Consider the following 16353-nt stretch of genomic DNA (forward strand, 5'->3'; position numbering starts at 1 on the left):
TTCTCGTTTTGTGCAGGTGGCGTTCACTATAAGCAGCCTGCCGCTATCAGCCGTAGCAAAAATTTCTTAACGCTAACAAAAGGAAAGTTATATGCCGCCCGTGCAGCCCAAATTGCCGAAAATGAACAGCATCCAGGCCTTTCAGGTGGCGGCGGAAGCAGGGAGCCTGGCGAAAGCGGCGGCGCTGCTGGCGTTAACTCCCGCGGCGGTGAGCCAGCAAATTCGGTTATTGGAGGAACAACTGCACGTCACGCTGTTTGTGCGCACTCGCAGCGGCGTGAAACTGACCGAGGCGGGCAAAGAATACCTGCGCTATGTGAAAGAGGCGTTCGAGATCCTGCAACTGGGGCAGCATAACCTGAATGCGGAGCGCCAGGCGCAGCGGCTTGCGCTGTACTGCCTGCCGGCGCTGGCTTCGCTGTGGCTGCTGCCCGGCCTGGCAAGCTGGGAACACTATTGCCCAGAGGTGGATCTGGCGCTGCACGCCACCCACGCCCATGTGGATTTCAACGCCATGTCGGCGAACTTTGTTATTTGCTTCGGCGCGCATCAGTACCCCCAACTGGAAAAGCGCCAGCTGTTTCAGGATGAGGTGTTGCCGGTGGGCAGCCCGGCGCTGGCGGCCGCCATCAATGGCCTGGCCGGCCTGGCTACGGCGCCGCTGATTCATCTTGACTGGGGGCAGGACGGGCGCTTTTTGCCCAACTGGCGCGAGTGGTGCCAGGCCCGAGGGATCGCCGCGCCTGGCGGGCGCCGGCATCTGACCTTTAATCTCACCTCGCTGGCCATTGATGCGGCAATCCAGGGCCACGGCCTGTTGCTTGGGCAGCGGCGGCTGATCGGCCCGGCGCTGAAAAGTGGCCAATTGGTGGTGCTCGATAGCCTGAGCCTGCCGCTTAGCAAACCTTATTTTGTCGCCTGGCCGCCAGGTAGCCTTGAGCTGCCCGGCGGGCGGCAACTGCTGGCGTGGCTGCTGGCGATGGCCCAAGGCGTATAGATTGCGCGCCCATTTCTTAATAGTTATACTCACGGCTGGCGTGATCTGCGCCGCCATCTGCGGAAAGGGCTACGCCCAGGATTGTTTGCCCACAGCGTATCTTACGACTCCCTACCTGAATGCGGATAAGGTAATGATAAGGAGCTCGTATGTCTGCATCACACATCGACAATGGCCACATCAACCTTGAGCAACAACGCAAACGCGCGAAGGCACTGCTGCGTCGGTTAAAACAAGGCGCTGCGCCTGATGAATTGGCCTTGCTTCAGCGCCTCAATCCCTCCGCTGCTCTCACCCTGTCGGGCGCCCAGTGGCTGATCGCCCGCGGCCTTGGCTTTAGCAGTTGGCCCAAATTAAAAGCGCACGTAGAGGCGCTCGATTTCGCTGCCCGCCATCCTAGTTTCGCCGCGGACAACGAAGCGCATACTGTGCACTGGCGCTGCGGCAATGATATCGAACACGCGCTACGGATTGCCGGTTTCCATGGGGAATTCCAAACGCTGACCGATCCTTTCTGCATGGGGCCGGTGCAGGATCTGCCCTTTGCGCAATACCGGGCGCAGCGCACTGAATACATCAGCCGTGCCTTTGGTATCGCAAAGGCCGAGGTCACGTCGCGTTTTGATAACGAATACCAGTGCCTGGAAAATCTGGCGCACAGTGCCAACGCCATCTTGTGGTGTGAAGCGGATGCCTACGATCAACTGTTCCTGATCCGGGTGTTGGCCAGCCTGAAACGGCTGCCGCAAAAGCTGGAGTTGATTGAAATAAACCACGTGCCGGGGGTTGAGCGCTTTATTGGCATCGGCCAGCTTTCCCCCGATGTGCTGGCCTGGCTGTGGCCGCAGCGCAGGCCCATTGGGGCTGCAGCGCACCGTTTGGCCTGCCAGGCGTGGGCCGCGTATTGCAGCGCATCGCCGGTGCAACTGGCGGCGCTTGCGCACCAGCCCCATGCGGCGCTACCTTTGCTTGCCCCGGCTTTGCTGCGGCAATTACAAGAGCTACCGTACATTCAGGATGGGCTGTCGCTAACGGAACGCTTGGCGTTGCACTACATCCATCAGGCCGGCCCAGTGGCATTCGGTAACGTTTTCGCCGTGCTTAACGCAGAGCGGGATCCGCTGCCTTATTTAGGCGATTTAATGTTCCATGCCTTGATCCGGCCGCTGATTGATGCGGATGAACCCCTGCTGATAGAGGCCGATCCGCAGCGTGAATGGCCCGCGCGGCGATTAACGCTGACCGAATTGGGGCTGGCGGTAGTGAAAGGCCAGGCATACTGGCCGGATTATGCCTCGCAGGCGCGCTGGGTGGGTGGGGTATGCATCGCGCCACGCCAAGCGCACTGGGCGATTGACACCGAAATTTCCCCGGTCTGGCGCGAATCGTAATCCTTATTTGCCGCGGATTTTCGCGCCATTTAGCGTGATAATCCGCACTATCTCATCGTAAATCGCCTTGATGCGCGGCGTTGTGGTTTCGGTGGCATGGGTGAGCAGCCATAAAGGTTCGATTGGCAACGCCGGTGCTTCAATCCTGATAAGGCCATCGGCCAAAAACTGAGGGAGCACACCAATCCCAATTCCCGCGCTAATTGCCGCCCGGTGCGCCGCAAGGCTGGTAAGACGTATATCTGGCTCCCTGCCGGTTACCCGGCGCAGCCAGCGAGCGGCGGGCAAATCAATCGCGGCATCCCAGCCAATCAGCCGGGCCGTTTCCAGATCGCTGGAAGCACCGGGCGCGGCATAGAGTCCACTGGCCATAGAACCTATCTGCCTGATGGTTAATGCCCCTTGCTCCGGCCTCACCAACCGCAGCGCAATATCGGCATCGCCCCGGGCTATGCCCACCGGCACGATACCTGTGATCAACTCAAGCTCAAGGGATGGGTGCAACTGGAGGAAAGGTTGCAGCGCGGGCAGCAACAGCTCGACGGCGATCATTTCGGGGGCCGCCAGCCGCACCGGGCCTGTCAGGTTTTCTGCGCGGGCGCTGAAGTTGGCCTGCAGCATGACCATCGCTGCCTCCACTTTTTCGGCTTCAGCGGAAAAGGCGAAGGCGTCGGTGGTGGGGTGATAACCGGTCGGGTGCCGCACAAATAGGGTGGTGCCGATTTCCGCTTCCAGGATCGTGATCCTGCGCCCGACGGTTTGGGCGCTCACGCCTAAAACACGCGCCGCGCCGCTGAGGCCACCGTGCTGCATCACGGCTGAAAAATAGCGTAGGTCATCCCAGTTCATAGGCTTTCCATAATTGGAATTCGATTCTCACTTATATTCCATTCTAAGAAAACGAGGAAAGGTTTATTTTGGCCGTGAAGATAACCCATTCATTTTTCTTAAAGGAACGCCATGAACACTGCCAAGACCCAGCCCCATGATACTGAAGCCGTTGCAACCGTTCGCCGCTACCTGGCGGCCTTCGGCCAAGGCGACGTTGAGCGCGCCATGGCCTGCGTGCACCAAGACGCCGTCTGGCACATTGATGGCGATCCGGCCGTGACCACCGTGGGTATTTTGCGCGGGCATGCGCAAATCCGTGGCTGGATCGCCCGTTTCCCTCTGGGCTTCACACCGTTGGCTTTTAGTGTCGAACGTTTGCTCGATGCGGGAAGCGACGTGATCGCGCTGGGGCGGTTTCGTCACCGCGTTATGGCCAGTAGCGCCATCGTCGACAGTGACTATGCCATCCGCTTCACCGTCCGTGAGCAGCGGATTGCCCGCTACCAAATTTTTGAAGATTCGCTGTTGCTGGCACAGGCTCATGCAAGCGCGTCGCCTGCCAGGTCGGTAGCCATTAACCAAATGCATTATGGCTGGGAAGACGTAGGTCAGGGCCCGGCGCTGATATTCCTGCACGGTCTGTTTCTGGATCGTTCATTCTGGGCGCAGCAGATTGCCACGTTGCAGGGGAATTATCGTTGCATCGCCTTTGATATGCCCGGCCATGGCGCTACGGGCTGGCGCACCGGGCTTGATCTTGACCTTATTGCTGATGATTTGGCATTGTGGCTGCAAGAGCAGGGCATTAAGCACGCTACCTGGATCGGCCACAGCCAGGGGGGAATGATTGCGATGCGTCTTGCCGCCAGGCATCCCGCATTGGTTGAACGCTTGGTGTTGGTGAATACCAGCGCGCGGGAAGAATACCCAGAACGTATTCCCGCATGGCATCGGCGTGAACAGGCCTTGCTGGGAAGCGATGCCGAGCGCCTGGCGATGTTTAAGGAGATTCAGGGGATGAAGGCGGCGGGAGCCTGGTTGGCCGCGCATCCACAAGCGGCGCAGCAGGAGTTGGCAAACATGATGGCGCAGGATCCTGAAGGTTTGGCTGCCGCGCTGCGCGCTGCGGTTATCCAGCGCCGGGATATACGGCCGCTGATCGGCGCCATTTGCGCGCCCACCGTGGTGTTATCTGGCGGCCAGGATCGGGCTACGCCGGCCGAGCTTGGGCTTGAGATCGCCAGCCTGATCCCCGCGGCCGAGCATCTTTTAGTCCCCGATGCCGGGCATTCAATCCCGGTCGAGCAACCGCAGGCGTTGCTGGCCGCCATCACGGGGCGCTGAACGCCTGGCGGCATGTTTATCTGAGGGATGACGACAAATGACGAGTATTTTCACCGCACAGGAAAGCGAGTTTGATGCGTTGGCGGATCTCTGGGAAGCGTCTGTCAGCGTCACTCACGATTTTTTGCAGGCAGCGGACATCGCCTGGCTGCGACCGCGCATTCGTCATGATTATCTTTGCGCGCTTGAACTGCGCGTTTGCAAGAACGCCGCAAATGCGATGTTGGGGTTTATCGGCGTTTCAGGCTGCAAGGTTGAAATGCTGTTCGTTGCGCCACAGGCGCGCGGGCAGGGGGTTGGCAAGCAGTTATTGCAGTATGCGATTGCGCAATGGGGCATCAGCGAACTGGATGTGAATGAACAGAACCCACAGGCCATCGGCTTCTACCAACGCCAGGGGTTTGTTGTGGTTGGCCGTTCGCCCCTGGATAGCTTGGGCAAGCCCTTTCCCTTGTTGCATATGCGTTTGGCGCATGCGCCCACGGTGGTGACGTGACGATCGCGGTGCCGGCTGTTCTGTAGTGAGGCGGTGCCGGGTTAGATGTTATAGTAGCGGCTATCTATCAGGCCAGATTGAGGTAAGGATGAGTCAGGTTGCCACCGCAAAACAGCGTGAAGTACAACGTATCGTTGAGGCGCTGTCGGTTGCTATTGCTCAGCACCGGCTAAAGCCCGGTGCCCGGTTGGTGGAAGCGCAGATTGTCGAAGCTCTGAATGCCAACCGCAACCATGTGCAGGCCGCGTTGCAGCGCTTGGCGTTGCTGCATATTGTCACCATTGAGCCGAACCGCGGCGCGATGGTGGCGCAGCCAGAGGCGCGGGAGGCGCGTGAGATTTTCATTGCCCGCCGCGCCATTGAAAGTGCGATTGTGGCCTCTATCACGCCGGAGCGTATCGCGCAGTTTAGTGACGAGATCGCCGCCCAGCAGCAGGCGGAACGCGCAGCGGCGCAGCGGCAGGATCGCCGGGACATCGTGCGCGAGCTCAGCGCCTTTCACCTGCTGCTGGCCAGGGTCAGCGGCAATAAAGTGCTGGGGGAAATCCTTGCCAACCTGATGGTGCGCAGTTCGCTGATTGTCGCGCTTTATCAGCGCAACGATACGCCGGCCTGCCAATGCGCGGAACACGGCGCGATTGTGGCGGCGCTAGCGGCCGGCAAGGTGGAAGAGGCGCAGCGGATCATGCTGGCGCATTTAAATGAGCTGGAGGCGGAACTGGCGCTGGAGCTGGATCCAGCGGCTGGCGCAATGTCGCTGCGCCAGGCGCTGAATGCTGAAGCAAGCCTAGCGAAGTAGCGCGGCGCGCGGGCGGTGGAAGGTCTGGCGCCCGCGTTTAAAGCCCATTCTGGGTGCGGCGATCTCCGCCACCACCTGATCGGCGCGTTCGGCGTCAAACACCACAAAATCTGCCTGGCAGCCGGGCGTTAACCCGTAATCCTTTAGGCGCAGCAGCCGTGCTGCCTGGCCCGAGATCCACGACAGGCAGCGCAGCAGATCCGCCTGGGTGCCGAGCTGGCGGACGTTGGCGAACAGGTTGGCCTGCCGCACCAGCGATGCATCGCCAAACGGCGTGAACGGGTTGGCGATATTGTTGGTGGAAAGCGAACAGACAACGCCAAGGCTATCCAGTTCATCTACCGGCGCCACGCCGCGCGGTTTGAGCGCAAAGCGATCGCGCGCGGTGAGGAACAGATCGGTGGCCGGCAGGGCGGTGATCTGCACCCCGGCCAGCGCCAGTTCAGCGCCCAGCGCCCGCAGCGCATCTTGTTCCAGCAGCGCCAGCTTGGTGACGTGCCCGGCGGTAACGCGCCCGCCGCGCCGCCAACGGCGCGTTTGGCTGATCACCTCATCGATTAATCGGTTTTCCGGCAAAAGATCAAAATCGAGGTGGAAATCCAGATCGACATCGTACTGCGCCGCCAGCGCAAACAGCCGCCGGATCTGCCCGATCGGATCGCTGTCGGTGTAGGGGCAGCCGCCCAACAGATCCGCCCCGCCGGCCAGCGCCTCGCACAGTAGCGCTTCGGTGCCAGGGTTATTGAGCATCCCCTCCTGCGGGAACACGCACAGTTGCAGATCAATCGCCCAGGCGTAGTCGGCCTGCAGACGGCGAATGGCGTTAAAGCCCGTCAGGCCAATCACCGGATCGATCTCGATATGGGTGCGCATGTGGCTGGTGCCTTGCATAATCGCCATTTCCAGCACTTTGGCCCCGCGTTGATAGACATCTTGCTCGCTGAAATCCGTCTTGGCGCGCGCCGTTTCGCGGATGGCTTCCGCCAGCGTGCCCTCCTGTTGGCGGCAGCGATCGATAATACAGGCTTTATCCAGGTGGATATGGGTTTCGATCAGGCCGGGCAGCACCAGCGCGCCTTGCAGATCCAGCGTTTCGGCCGGCGCCGCCAGGGCGGCGACAAAACGCCCGTCCTCAATCAACAGGCTGTGCAGCCCAGGCTGGTTCGCCAGGCGCGCGTTCATTATCTTAAGGTGTTTCATGCGTTCGCAGCTCCCAGCCAGGCGTCGGCCAGATCCGCCTGCGCCAACAGATCCCTGGCGCGGCCGGCTTTCACCACGACGCCCGATTCCAGCACCAGCGCCCGATCGGCGATGGTCAGCGCCAGGTTGGCCATCTGATCCACCAGCAACAGCGTAACGCCCTCATCGCGCAGCGCCGCCAGCGCATCGTACAGCTCGCCGATCATCGCCGGCGAGAGGCCAAGGCTCGGCTCGTCCAGCAGCAGGATCGATGGGCGCGACATCAGGCCGCGGCCGATCGCCACCATCTGCTGCTCACCGCCGGAAAGCAGCCCTGCCGGGCTGTGTAGCCGCTCACGCAGGCGCGGGAAGCGTGTCAGCACCTTTTCGATCTCCGCCTGCGGATCGTGTCTTTCGGCACAGGCATGCTGGCCGATCAGCAGGTTATCCAGCACCGTCATTTGCGGGAATAGCTGCCGCCCTTCCGGCACCAATGCCAGGCCGCGGGCGGCAATCTGGCTGGCGTTCAGCTCTTTGATTGAATGGTCGTGCAGATAAATCGCGCCGCTGCGCGCCGGATGCAGGCCGGCGAGGGTTTGCAGAATGGTGGATTTGCCGGCGCCGTTGGCGCCGAGGATCGCGACCGTTTCCCCCGGATTGACGCTGAAACTGACGTCGCGCACCACCGGCGCGGCGCCGTAATCCAGCGTCAGTTGGTTCACTACCAGCCCTGGCTGGCCATCGGAATACAGCGCCCGCTGGCGCGGTTTACCGCGGTAGTCGGTGCCGCCGAGGTAGGCCGCCACGACGGCCGGATTGCGCTGCACTTCGGCGGGTGCGCCGTGCGCCAGTGGTTTGCCGGCGTCCAGTACCTGCAGCCGATCGCTCACTGCCATGACCAGCGCCATATCGTGCTCGACGACGATTATCGCCAGCCCAAAGCTTGCCAGCCGGCGCAGCAGTGGGATCAGTGCGTCGGTTTCTTCCCGGCTCAGGCCCGCCGCCGGTTCATCAAGCAGCAGCAGCGCTGGGTTAAGCGCCAGTGCGCGGGCGATCTCTACCAGCCGACGATCGACGTGCGGCAGATCTTCCGCCGGGGTATGTACCGAACCGCGGTAACCCACCAACGCCAGCAGCGCGAGCGCAATATCATGGGCCTCGGCGGCCGGGCGCCGCCACGGCAACCCCTGCCTGCCGCGTTGCTGGGCCACTAACAGGTTTTCCAGCACGCTCATGCCGCTGAATAGCTGGGTGGTTTGATAGGTACGGGCGATGCCGTTGCGGGCGACCCGCCAGGCGGCCAGCCCGCGCAGTTCCCGTTGCAACTGAATGCTGCCGCTGTCGGCGCGGTAAAAGCCGCTGATCATATTCAGTACGGTGGTTTTCCCGGCGCCGTTGGGGCCGATCAGCCCCAGCACTTCCCCGCCGCGCACGCTAAAACTGACGTCCTTCGCCGCCTGCACGCCGCCGAAGCGGATACCGATATTTTCCACCTTCAGCAGCGGCTGGTCGCTGTGGCTGAAATGGCGTTGCAGCAGGGCGGCGTCCGGCGTTTGCGGCGCCAATGCCACCGGCGGTTTCGCCAGCCAGCGGCTCAGAGTGCCCAGCAGCCCGCGCGGAGCCAGCCACAGTACCACCAGCAACAGCATGGCGAAGATCAGCAACCGGTATTCGGCAAATGAGGACAACAGTTCCGGCAGCACCACGATCAACAGCGCTCCCAGCACTGGCCCTAACAGCGTGCCGCTGCCGCCGATGACGACGGCGAGAATAAACAGTATCGACTGCGAAAAAGGGAAGGAATCCGGGTTGATGAACATCATCAGCGGTGCCACCAGGGCGCCGGCGGCGCTGGTCAACATGGCGGAAAGGGTAAAGGCGAGAGTTTTGCTCACCACGGGGTTAAAGCCCAGCGAACGCGCGGCGATTTCGCTGGCTTTCACTGCGCGCATCGCCAGCCCCCATTGGCTATGCTGCAGGCGGGCGAAGCCGCACAGCGCCGCCATCATCAGCAGGCCGCAGCAGACCGCCAGGCCGATGGCCGGATCGAGCCCGCCGAATTCAGGCATCGGGATGCCCATCAGGCCGTTAGAACCACCGGTCACATCGCGCCATTCGATCAACACATGGCGCACGACCAGTGCAAAAGCGATGGTGATCATCGCCAGGAAGGGGCCGCTCACGCGCAGCGCTGGGATCGCCAGCAGGCCGCCGATCAGGCCGCACGCCAGCATTGCCGCCAGCATCGCTATGCCGAGCGGCAGCCCGGCCAGGGTCAGCCCGGCGGAAATATAAGCCCCCAGCGCATAAAACGCGATATGGCCGAAGGAAACCTGGCCGCTCAGCCCAAGCAAAATATTCAGGCCGGCGACGGTGGTGACGCCAAGCGCAAACAGTGAAAACACCAGCAGCGCATAGCTGCCGAGGAAAAAGGGCAGTAGCAGGGCGATCACGCCAAGCAGCGCCAGGGCCACCGTATTGACAGGAAAACGTTGCATTACACTTTCACCCTCATTTTTTTACCAAACAGCCCGTCGGGGCGCAGCGCCAGCGCCAGGATCACCAGCGAGAAGGTGAAAATCTGCGTAAAGGCGGAGCCAAACCACAGCGTGACCAGCGCTTCGCTAAGGCCAAACAGCAGCCCGGCGATCCAGATGCCGCTGCTGCTGGCCAGGCCGCCCAGGATCGCCACGGCAAAGGCTTTCAGGCCAAACAACGTGCCCATGTCGCTGTGGATATTAAACAGCGGCGCAATCAGCAGCCCGGCCAGCGCGGCGAACAGCGTGGAGAGGGCAAAGGCCACGGCCACCACGGTGTTGACGCGAATGCCCATCAACTGTGCGGCGCGCGGGTTTTGCACCGTGGCCTCCAGCACTTTGCCCAGGCGGCTATAGCGGCGCACCAGCGTCAGCGCCACCACAATCACCAGGCCGGTGAGCGGGATCAGCAGGTTAATCAGCGACAGCTGGCTGCCGAACAGTGTGAAGTTGACGTCGGTCACCGGGAACTGGCGCGGCTCTTTACCGAAGGTGAACATCGCCAGGTTATCCACCAGGATGCCGCCCGCCACCGTCGCCATCAGCCAGGCGTCTGAATTGCGCGCGACAAACGGGCGCACCAGCAGGCGCTCGATCAACATGCCGTACAGCGCGCAGCACAGCAATGTGGCGGGCAGCGCCAGCCACAGCGGCCAGCCCCAACTGACGCTTAGCGTGTAGCCGAGCGTGGCGCCGACCATCATCGCACTGCCCTGTGCGAAGTTAAGCGTGCGCGACACAATCCAGGTGATATGAAAGCCGAGCGCCAGCAGCGCATACATGCTGCCGAGGCTCAGGCCGGTGGTCAGGGCAGTGCTCCACATGGTCAGGTTCCTCGCGTGGGTTACTCGTTAACCGGGACGATCTGCTCGCCGACGAAATGGGCGAAAACATAGTCTTTTGGCCCCAGGGCATCGTGCTGTTCTGGGCTGAAGGGTTGCGTGTAGTGCTTAATCAGGCCGGCGTAATCCTTAATGGCGTAGAAACCGTCGCGCACCGCCGTGCCGTCCAGGCTGCCGGCGTTGTTCATCGCCATGGCGGTCAGGTGCATGGCGTCATAGGCATTAGCGATGCCCACGGCGGGGGTAACGTCGGCCAGGCTTTTGATCTGCGGGTATTTGGTTTTCAGCGCCGTCAGCACCCGTTCGGCCTTGGCGGAGTTGTGTTCGGTAAAGACAAAGGTTTGGATGAAGGTCACGCGATCGGCCCCCGGCCCGGCCAGCTCGCTAAAGCGCCCGCCCGCTGGTCCCCAATGGGAAACCACCGGCACCTGCCAGTTCATTTTATGCAGCGATTTCACCACCTGGGCGGAAGGGCCCACGTTGCCGACCATCAATAAGGCATCGGCGCCGGCATTTTTCAGCCGGGTTAACTGCGGCACCAGATCGACATCGCTGTCTTCGATACGCTCAACGCCGGCGATCGGCAGGTTGCGCTTTTGCAACGCGGTACGGAAGCCTTTCTCGTTGGATTCGCCCCACGGGTTGTTCACCAGGATCATGCCCGGTTTTTTCATGCCTTTCTTGCTGATGCCGTATTCCACCAGCGCTTCGTCCACCAGCTCATCCACCGCCGAGACGCGGAACACATAGTTTTGTTTCGCCCCGTTTTGGGTGATGCCGGTGCCCGCCGCCCAAATGCCGACGAACGGCATTTTCAACTGATTGGCTAACGGCACAATCGCCAGCGATACCGGCGTATCCAGCCCGCCAAACAGCACCGCCACTTTCTCGCGCTGGATCAGTTCGCGCGCCGCCAGCATGCCTTTACTGGGATTGCTTTCGTCATCGCGGCGCACCAGCGCCAACGGGCGGCCTTTTACGCCCCCCGCAGCGTTGATTTCGTCGATGGCGATGGTCAGGCCGCGCGTCAGCGCTTCACCAGACTTGGCCGACTGGCCGGTGAGCGCCGCCACCAGGCCGACTTTAATCGGTTCTTCCGCCGCCAGAGCGCCGGCTGACATCAGTGTAAACAGGGTGGCTGCCGCAGTGCGCAGGCGCCAGTTTTTCAGGCGTGATTTTCCGAACATGTTGCACCTCAGGTGGATTGCTAGCTATTTTTCATATTATTTCTAGCAATTTGAGTGCCAGTTTGATATTGCTGAAAAGCCGCGCCAAACGGCGCCTAATTACCGCGAAGTTGCGCCATTTTGGTGCTGACGCGTCAAAGTAGTGCAGCGATAACACAGGAGTGCTTATGTCTGAGATTGAAAACGCCGTTGAGATTGTAAAAGGCTTTCTGGAGGCTTCGATGGCCCCCGATGCGGTGCGCGCCGCGACCTACATGCACCCACAGGTTAAAATCACTTTTACCGGCAAGCGTGAAATGCCCACCACCCAAGGTATCACCGACTTTAACGGCGCACGCTATAAATGGGTGAAAAAACGTGTTGGGCAGTTTGACTGGATGGATCGCGGCGATCACGTCGTGGTGTATTCCAACGGTACGCTGTATGGCGAATGGCCGGACGGCCGCCCGTTTGCCGGCAACCGCTATCTGGATCGCTATGAAGTTCGCGGCGGCAAGATCGTTAAAATGGACGTGTGGAACGACAGCGCCGAGTGGATTCTGGCGCCGGAAATCGCACAGGGTGAGTAGCGGCCCGCCTTAGCCGGCGTGGAGCCAGGTTTTATAGTGCGTGGGCCAGGCCACGGTAGGGGTGCCGGGCCGGCCCATGCCAAAGCCATGCCCGCCGGTTGCGTAGCGGTATAATGCTACCGGCACATGCTCACGCCGGCAGGCGGCGGCCATGATCAAGGTATTCGCCGGGTTGGAAACTTTATCGTCTTCGGCTTGCACCAGGAACATCGGCGGCGTGCGCGGTGTGACAAAATTTTGCACTGACCACTGCGCATTGACGGCATCCGTAGCATGTGGGCCAGCCAGCAGTTTGTGCGTTGCGCTGTGGGTATAGGGCCGTTCAAGGGTGATGATCGGGTAGATCAACGCCGCGCGATCGGCGTAAGCCGGGGTGTCGTCCAGCACATCCTGTGCCGGGTAGCTTGGGTAATCCGGGCGGCAGGCGGCCAGCCCCAGCAGATGCCCGCCGGCAGAGAAACCAAGCACTGTTAGGTGCTTCTCGCGGCTGCGGACAATACGCAGCGCGCGCTGCGCATCCTGCAGCGCAACCCGGTTGCCATCGTGCCAACCTTCCCCCGGCAGACGGTAACTCAAAACATACGCCGTATACCCCAGATTCATCAGCCAAACGGCGGCGGGCCATGCCTCTTTCGCCATCTCCATGCGCTTGTATCCGCCGCCGGCAGCGATAAGCACGGCATGCCCATTCGGCCTTGCCGGTTGGAAAACCGCCAGGGACGGGTGCGCTACATGGCTCAACGCCCCGTTGGCCGACCAACGTTCACCGCCGGTGGGGCCGCCGCCGCCGGGCGGCACCGCAGGCCATAAGGGCAGCGTCATCGGTTTGCCGGGCGCCACCGGCGGCTGCGCGAAGCCTGTTCCCATCCGCAGTACGAAAAGTGCGCCAGCCGAACCGGCGATAAACTGACGGCGATCCATCACGTTTTGCTTCCCCCGATTTGCTAACACGGCATCAAACCATGCCAAGCCGACGATAGATAACGGCGGGATGCAACGGTTAGCCGTGCCAGGCGTATAGCATTGTTTAGTTTATATTCAGCGCTTGGGTATACTCGGTTGTGTCTTGCTATCGTGCGTGAGCGCCGCTGCCCCAGCCCGGATAAGCGCAGCGGTACCACACGCTAATGCATAAAGGGGCCAGTAAATGAATATTATTGCACATGTCGAAATACCCGTAGCCCGGCTCAAGCGGGCCATTCATTTTTACAGTACGGTGTTCGGCATCCGGCTGGGGGAAGTGGTGGCGATCCACGGTAGCCAAATGGCCTATTTCCCCTTCGAGGAGGGCAAGGACGGTGCCAGCGGGGCGCTGGCCCAGGGCGACGCCTACGTGCCAAGCAGGGAGGGCGCGGTTGTCTATTTCAGCGTTGCCGATATTGATGATGTTCTGGCGAAAGCGGCGGCGTTGGGAAGTGAAACGCTGTTTCCGAAAACCGCGATCGGCGCCGCCGGATTTGTTGCAGAGATCACTGATAGCGAAGGCAACCGCATTGCGGTGCAAACGGCCTGAGACGCTGATGCGCGGCGCGCACTGTGGCTGGCGTAAAGGGGAGTGATCAATCGTATGCGCCCATTTGGCCTTCGGCGATTTATACTCGCTTAGCCGTCTAGACATATAGCCGTAAACCCGTGTAGCATACAGAAAGTCTTATGCGATCGGGGTCTATCCAATGGGAAGTTCGATAACCATACTCGATGGTGGTATGGGGCGTGAGTTAGCGCGTATTGGCGCGCCTTTCCGCCAGCCGGAATGGTCGGCGCTGGCGCTGTATGAAGCGCCGGAACGGGTGCGAGAAGTCCACCAAAGCTTTATCAATGCCGGTGCTGAAGTGATAACCACCAACAGCTATGCCGTGGTGCCTTTTCACATTGGCGAAGCACGTTTCCAGCAGGATGGGCAACGCCTGGCAGCGCTGGCTGGCCAGTTGGCGCGTGAAGCGGCGGCAGTGCCGGTGCGTGTAGCGGGATCGTTGCCGCCCGCGCTAGGGTCTTATCGCCCCGATCTGTTTGAACGGGACAAAGCACAGGCCATCCATCGGGTGCTTATCGCTGCCCAGGCACCGTATGTCGATCTTTGGCTGGGCGAAACCATCAGTTCCATTGCCGAAGCCGAGGCCATTCAGGCGCTATTGCAAGGCAGCCCACAGCCGCTTTGGCTCTCTTTCAGCCTGCATGACGATATTAATGATGTAAAACCAGACAGCGTATTGCGCTCGGGTGAACGCGTTACGGATGCGGTTGCTGCGGCTATCCGGCTGGGGGCGCAGAACGTGTTGTTTAACTGCAGCCACCCGGAAGTGATGCTTTCTGCGGTGCGGCAGGCTCATGAAACCCTGGCACGGCTGGGCGCCACGGCGGGCATTGGCGTTTACGCCAATGCCTTTGAAGGGGGCAGCAACGGCGGGGGCGCCAACCAGGGCCTGAGCGCGTTGCGTAAAGATACCCATCCGCAAGGCTACCTGCAGTGGGCGCGCGAATGGCAGCAGGCCGGGGCCACGCTGGTGGGCGGTTGTTGCGGCATTGGCCCGGAGCATATTGCGGCGCTGGCGCATGCATTGAAATAACCAAAAGAAAAATAAAATCCCCCTGTGGTTAACCCAGGGCATAAAAACAAAACCCAGGAAAAACAACATTATGAATCGTCGTCATTTTTTAAAAACCACGGGCGCCGTTGCGGCGGCGGCGGCCTTTAGCAGTTGGCCACTCTCTTCAGCATGGGCACAAGACGCCGCGGGCACGCCGAAAAAGGGCGGCCACCTGGTCATCGGTATGGATAACGGTTCGACAACCGATCGGCTCGATCCGGCGTTTTGGTTCGAGTCTTACATGTACGTTGTCGGCTCGCAGTTGTTCAACTGCCTGGTTGACGTTGATGAGCAGGGCAAGATCGTGCCGTCGCTGGCGGAATCCTGGGAAACGCAGGATGGCAGCCGTACCTGGATCCTCAACCTTCGCAAAGGCGTGGCGTTCCATGATGGCCGTACGCTGGGCGCCAAAGACGTTATTTATTCACTGAACCACCACCGCGCGAAGGATTCCAGCTCCTCGGTTAAAGGTTATCTGGAGCCTGTGGTATCGATCACGGCGACCGATACTCACCAGGTGACGATCAAGCTGCAGGAGCCGAACGTGGAGTTCATTGCGTTGCTGAGCGATGTGCACTTCGTGATTACGCCGGAAAATGAAAGCTTCGATAAGGGCATCGGTACCGGCGCCTTCATTCTGGAAAGCTTCAAACCCGGCGTGCGCACACTGACCAAACGTAATCCAAACCACTGGAATAGCGCCCATGGCCACGTCGATTCGGTTGAAACCCTGGCGATGTCCGATTCTACCGCGCGGGTTGCTGCGCTGGTCAGCGGTTCGGTGCATATCATTAACCGCGTTAACCCGCGTATCGTCGGCCGGCTGAAAAACATGCCGTCGATCCAACTGCTGCGTTCGCGCGACAGCCAGATTTTCACCTTCCCCGGCCTGGCGACGGCCGCGCCGTTCAATACGCTGGATGGCCGGTTGGCGCTGAAATATGCCATCGATCGCCAGCAGATGATCCAGACCGTGCTGGGCGGTTACGGCACCCTGGCCAACGATAACCCGATCTTCCCGTCCAGCCCGTATTTCGCCAAAGATATTCCGCAGCGCCCGTACGATCCGGAAAAGGCCAAATTCCACTGGCAGAAAACCGGCTTCAGCGGCCCGCTGACGCTCTCCGTGGCGGAAGCTGGCTTCCCCGGCGCCGTGGATGCCGGCCAGCTTTACCAGGCTTCCGCCAAACGCGCCGGGATCCCCCTTAACGTGGAACGGGTGCCGGACGACGCCTTCTGGGATAACGTGTGGATGAAGAAAACCTTCGTCTCTTCCAACTGGTCGATGCGGCCTACGGCGGATGCATTGTTGTCGCTGGTATTTACCAGCAACGCCCCATGGAACGAATCGCAGTGGAAAGAGCCGGCATTCGATCAACTGGTGGTCGCGGCGCGCGGCGAACAGGATGAGCAGAAACGCCGCCAGATCTACCACGATATTCAACTGATGCTGGTAGAGAAAGGCAGTGAGATCATCCCGTTGTATGCCGATTCGTTGGACGCCTCCAGCAACAAAGTAAAAGGCTTTACCGCTATTCCGGGGTTCACCATGAGTGGCAACCGTGCTGCGGAAAAAGTCTGGTTGGCGTAACG

At 60.7% G+C, this 16353-nt stretch carries 15 protein-coding genes; 9 read left to right on the top strand and 6 right to left on the bottom strand.

Annotation, left to right across the window (positions count from 1 at the left end):
* Positions 1-91 precede the first annotated feature (91 nt).
* Positions 92-997, top strand: a complete 906-nt coding sequence (locus ABFX35_RS01925) for a LysR substrate-binding domain-containing protein (protein WP_346078850.1) — start codon at positions 92-94, stop codon at positions 995-997.
* A 149-nt stretch (positions 998-1146) separates the two neighbouring features.
* The gene (locus ABFX35_RS01930; RefSeq protein WP_346078852.1) at positions 1147-2388 is read left to right on the top strand and encodes a DUF1835 domain-containing protein; all 1242 of its coding nucleotides are present in this window, start codon (positions 1147-1149) and stop codon (positions 2386-2388) included.
* Positions 2389-2391: 3 nt separating this feature from the next.
* Here the strand turns inward: ABFX35_RS01930 and ABFX35_RS01935 are convergent, their stop codons facing one another.
* Positions 2392-3237 (bottom strand): LysR family transcriptional regulator, encoded by an 846-nt coding sequence (locus ABFX35_RS01935; protein ID WP_346078854.1) that lies wholly within the window; start codon positions 3235-3237, stop codon positions 2392-2394.
* 111 nt (positions 3238-3348) lie between these two features.
* Here ABFX35_RS01935 and ABFX35_RS01940 point away from each other — a divergent pair, with 111 nt between their 5' ends.
* The 3 genes from ABFX35_RS01940 to ABFX35_RS01950 all read left to right on the top strand — a co-directional run bounded on the left by ABFX35_RS01940 (position 3349) and on the right by ABFX35_RS01950 (position 5858).
* Entirely contained in the window at positions 3349-4563 is a 1215-nt protein-coding gene (locus tag ABFX35_RS01940; RefSeq protein WP_346078856.1) for an alpha/beta fold hydrolase, read from the top strand.
* A 37-nt stretch (positions 4564-4600) separates the two neighbouring features.
* The gene (locus tag ABFX35_RS01945) at positions 4601-5059 is read left to right on the top strand and encodes a GNAT family N-acetyltransferase (RefSeq protein WP_346078858.1); all 459 of its coding nucleotides are present in this window, start codon (positions 4601-4603) and stop codon (positions 5057-5059) included.
* An 88-nt stretch (positions 5060-5147) separates the two neighbouring features.
* Positions 5148-5858: a GntR family transcriptional regulator gene (locus tag ABFX35_RS01950; protein ID WP_279027856.1), complete on the top strand. Its 711-nt coding sequence runs from the start codon at positions 5148-5150 to the stop codon at positions 5856-5858.
* Here ABFX35_RS01950 and ABFX35_RS01955 read toward each other — a convergent pair.
* Genes ABFX35_RS01955 through ABFX35_RS01970 form a run of 4 tightly spaced genes read right to left on the bottom strand, consistent with a single transcriptional unit; the run spans position 5847 to position 11603 of the window.
* On the bottom strand, positions 5847-7058 hold the full coding sequence (locus ABFX35_RS01955) for an amidohydrolase family protein (RefSeq protein WP_279027858.1): 1212 nt from the start codon (positions 7056-7058) through the stop codon (positions 5847-5849). The genes ABFX35_RS01950 and ABFX35_RS01955 overlap by 12 nt on opposite strands.
* The gene (locus ABFX35_RS01960) at positions 7055-9535 is read right to left on the bottom strand and encodes a branched-chain amino acid ABC transporter ATP-binding protein/permease (protein ID WP_346078861.1); all 2481 of its coding nucleotides are present in this window, start codon (positions 9533-9535) and stop codon (positions 7055-7057) included. The genes ABFX35_RS01955 and ABFX35_RS01960 overlap by 4 nt, the downstream gene beginning before the upstream one ends.
* Positions 9535-10398, bottom strand: a complete 864-nt coding sequence (locus tag ABFX35_RS01965; protein ID WP_279027864.1) for a branched-chain amino acid ABC transporter permease — start codon at positions 10396-10398, stop codon at positions 9535-9537. The genes ABFX35_RS01960 and ABFX35_RS01965 overlap by 1 nt, the downstream gene beginning before the upstream one ends.
* Positions 10399-10418: 20 nt before the next feature.
* Positions 10419-11603 carry an ABC transporter substrate-binding protein gene (locus ABFX35_RS01970; protein ID WP_346078864.1) on the bottom strand — a complete coding sequence of 395 codons (1185 nt, stop codon included), beginning with the start codon at positions 11601-11603 and terminating at the stop codon, positions 10419-10421.
* 167 nt (positions 11604-11770) lie between these two features.
* On the opposite strand from ABFX35_RS01970, the gene ABFX35_RS01975 reads away from it, so the two are divergent.
* Positions 11771-12172 carry a nuclear transport factor 2 family protein gene (locus ABFX35_RS01975; protein WP_121555587.1) on the top strand — a complete coding sequence of 134 codons (402 nt, stop codon included), beginning with the start codon at positions 11771-11773 and terminating at the stop codon, positions 12170-12172.
* Between the two features lie 9 nt (positions 12173-12181).
* On the opposite strand, the gene ABFX35_RS01980 is transcribed toward ABFX35_RS01975, so the two are convergent.
* Positions 12182-13093 carry an alpha/beta hydrolase gene (locus ABFX35_RS01980; RefSeq protein ID WP_428832179.1) on the bottom strand — a complete coding sequence of 304 codons (912 nt, stop codon included), beginning with the start codon at positions 13091-13093 and terminating at the stop codon, positions 12182-12184.
* 226 nt (positions 13094-13319) lie between these two features.
* Between ABFX35_RS01980 and ABFX35_RS01985 the strand changes: the two genes are divergently transcribed.
* From ABFX35_RS01985 to ABFX35_RS01995, 3 genes are all read left to right on the top strand, one after another.
* Complete coding sequence (locus ABFX35_RS01985; RefSeq protein ID WP_346078867.1) at positions 13320-13685, top strand: VOC family protein; 366 nt, start codon at positions 13320-13322, stop codon at positions 13683-13685.
* A 160-nt stretch (positions 13686-13845) separates the two neighbouring features.
* Entirely contained in the window at positions 13846-14739 is an 894-nt protein-coding gene (locus ABFX35_RS01990; protein ID WP_346078869.1) for a homocysteine S-methyltransferase family protein, read from the top strand.
* A gap of 70 nt (positions 14740-14809) precedes the next feature.
* Positions 14810-16351, top strand: coding sequence for an ABC transporter substrate-binding protein (locus tag ABFX35_RS01995; protein WP_279023912.1), 1542 nt, complete (start codon positions 14810-14812; stop codon positions 16349-16351).
* Positions 16352-16353: the final 2 nt, after the last annotated feature.

Origin of the sequence: Gibbsiella dentisursi, assembly GCF_039539505.1 — a bacterium.
Classification (GTDB): domain Bacteria; phylum Pseudomonadota; class Gammaproteobacteria; order Enterobacterales; family Enterobacteriaceae; genus Gibbsiella; species Gibbsiella quercinecans.

Coding starts and splice junctions, on each gene's coding strand:
- ABFX35_RS01925 (WP_346078850.1), top strand. CDS start 92: ATGCCGCCCGTGCAGCCCAAATTGCCGAAAATGAACAGCATCCAGGCC.
- ABFX35_RS01930 (WP_346078852.1), top strand. CDS start 1,147: ATGTCTGCATCACACATCGACAATGGCCACATCAACCTTGAGCAACAA.
- ABFX35_RS01935 (WP_346078854.1), bottom strand. CDS start 3,237: ATGAACTGGGATGACCTACGCTATTTTTCAGCCGTGATGCAGCACGGT.
- ABFX35_RS01940 (WP_346078856.1), top strand. CDS start 3,349: ATGAACACTGCCAAGACCCAGCCCCATGATACTGAAGCCGTTGCAACC.
- ABFX35_RS01945 (WP_346078858.1), top strand. CDS start 4,601: ATGACGAGTATTTTCACCGCACAGGAAAGCGAGTTTGATGCGTTGGCG.
- ABFX35_RS01950 (WP_279027856.1), top strand. CDS start 5,148: ATGAGTCAGGTTGCCACCGCAAAACAGCGTGAAGTACAACGTATCGTT.
- ABFX35_RS01955 (WP_279027858.1), bottom strand. CDS start 7,058: ATGAAACACCTTAAGATAATGAACGCGCGCCTGGCGAACCAGCCTGGG.
- ABFX35_RS01960 (WP_346078861.1), bottom strand. CDS start 9,535: ATGCAACGTTTTCCTGTCAATACGGTGGCCCTGGCGCTGCTTGGCGTG.
- ABFX35_RS01965 (WP_279027864.1), bottom strand. CDS start 10,398: ATGTGGAGCACTGCCCTGACCACCGGCCTGAGCCTCGGCAGCATGTAT.
- ABFX35_RS01970 (WP_346078864.1), bottom strand. CDS start 11,603: ATGTTCGGAAAATCACGCCTGAAAAACTGGCGCCTGCGCACTGCGGCA.
- ABFX35_RS01975 (WP_121555587.1), top strand. CDS start 11,771: ATGTCTGAGATTGAAAACGCCGTTGAGATTGTAAAAGGCTTTCTGGAG.
- ABFX35_RS01980 (WP_428832179.1), bottom strand. CDS start 13,093: ATGGATCGCCGTCAGTTTATCGCCGGTTCGGCTGGCGCACTTTTCGTA.
- ABFX35_RS01985 (WP_346078867.1), top strand. CDS start 13,320: ATGAATATTATTGCACATGTCGAAATACCCGTAGCCCGGCTCAAGCGG.
- ABFX35_RS01990 (WP_346078869.1), top strand. CDS start 13,846: ATGGGAAGTTCGATAACCATACTCGATGGTGGTATGGGGCGTGAGTTA.
- ABFX35_RS01995 (WP_279023912.1), top strand. CDS start 14,810: ATGAATCGTCGTCATTTTTTAAAAACCACGGGCGCCGTTGCGGCGGCG.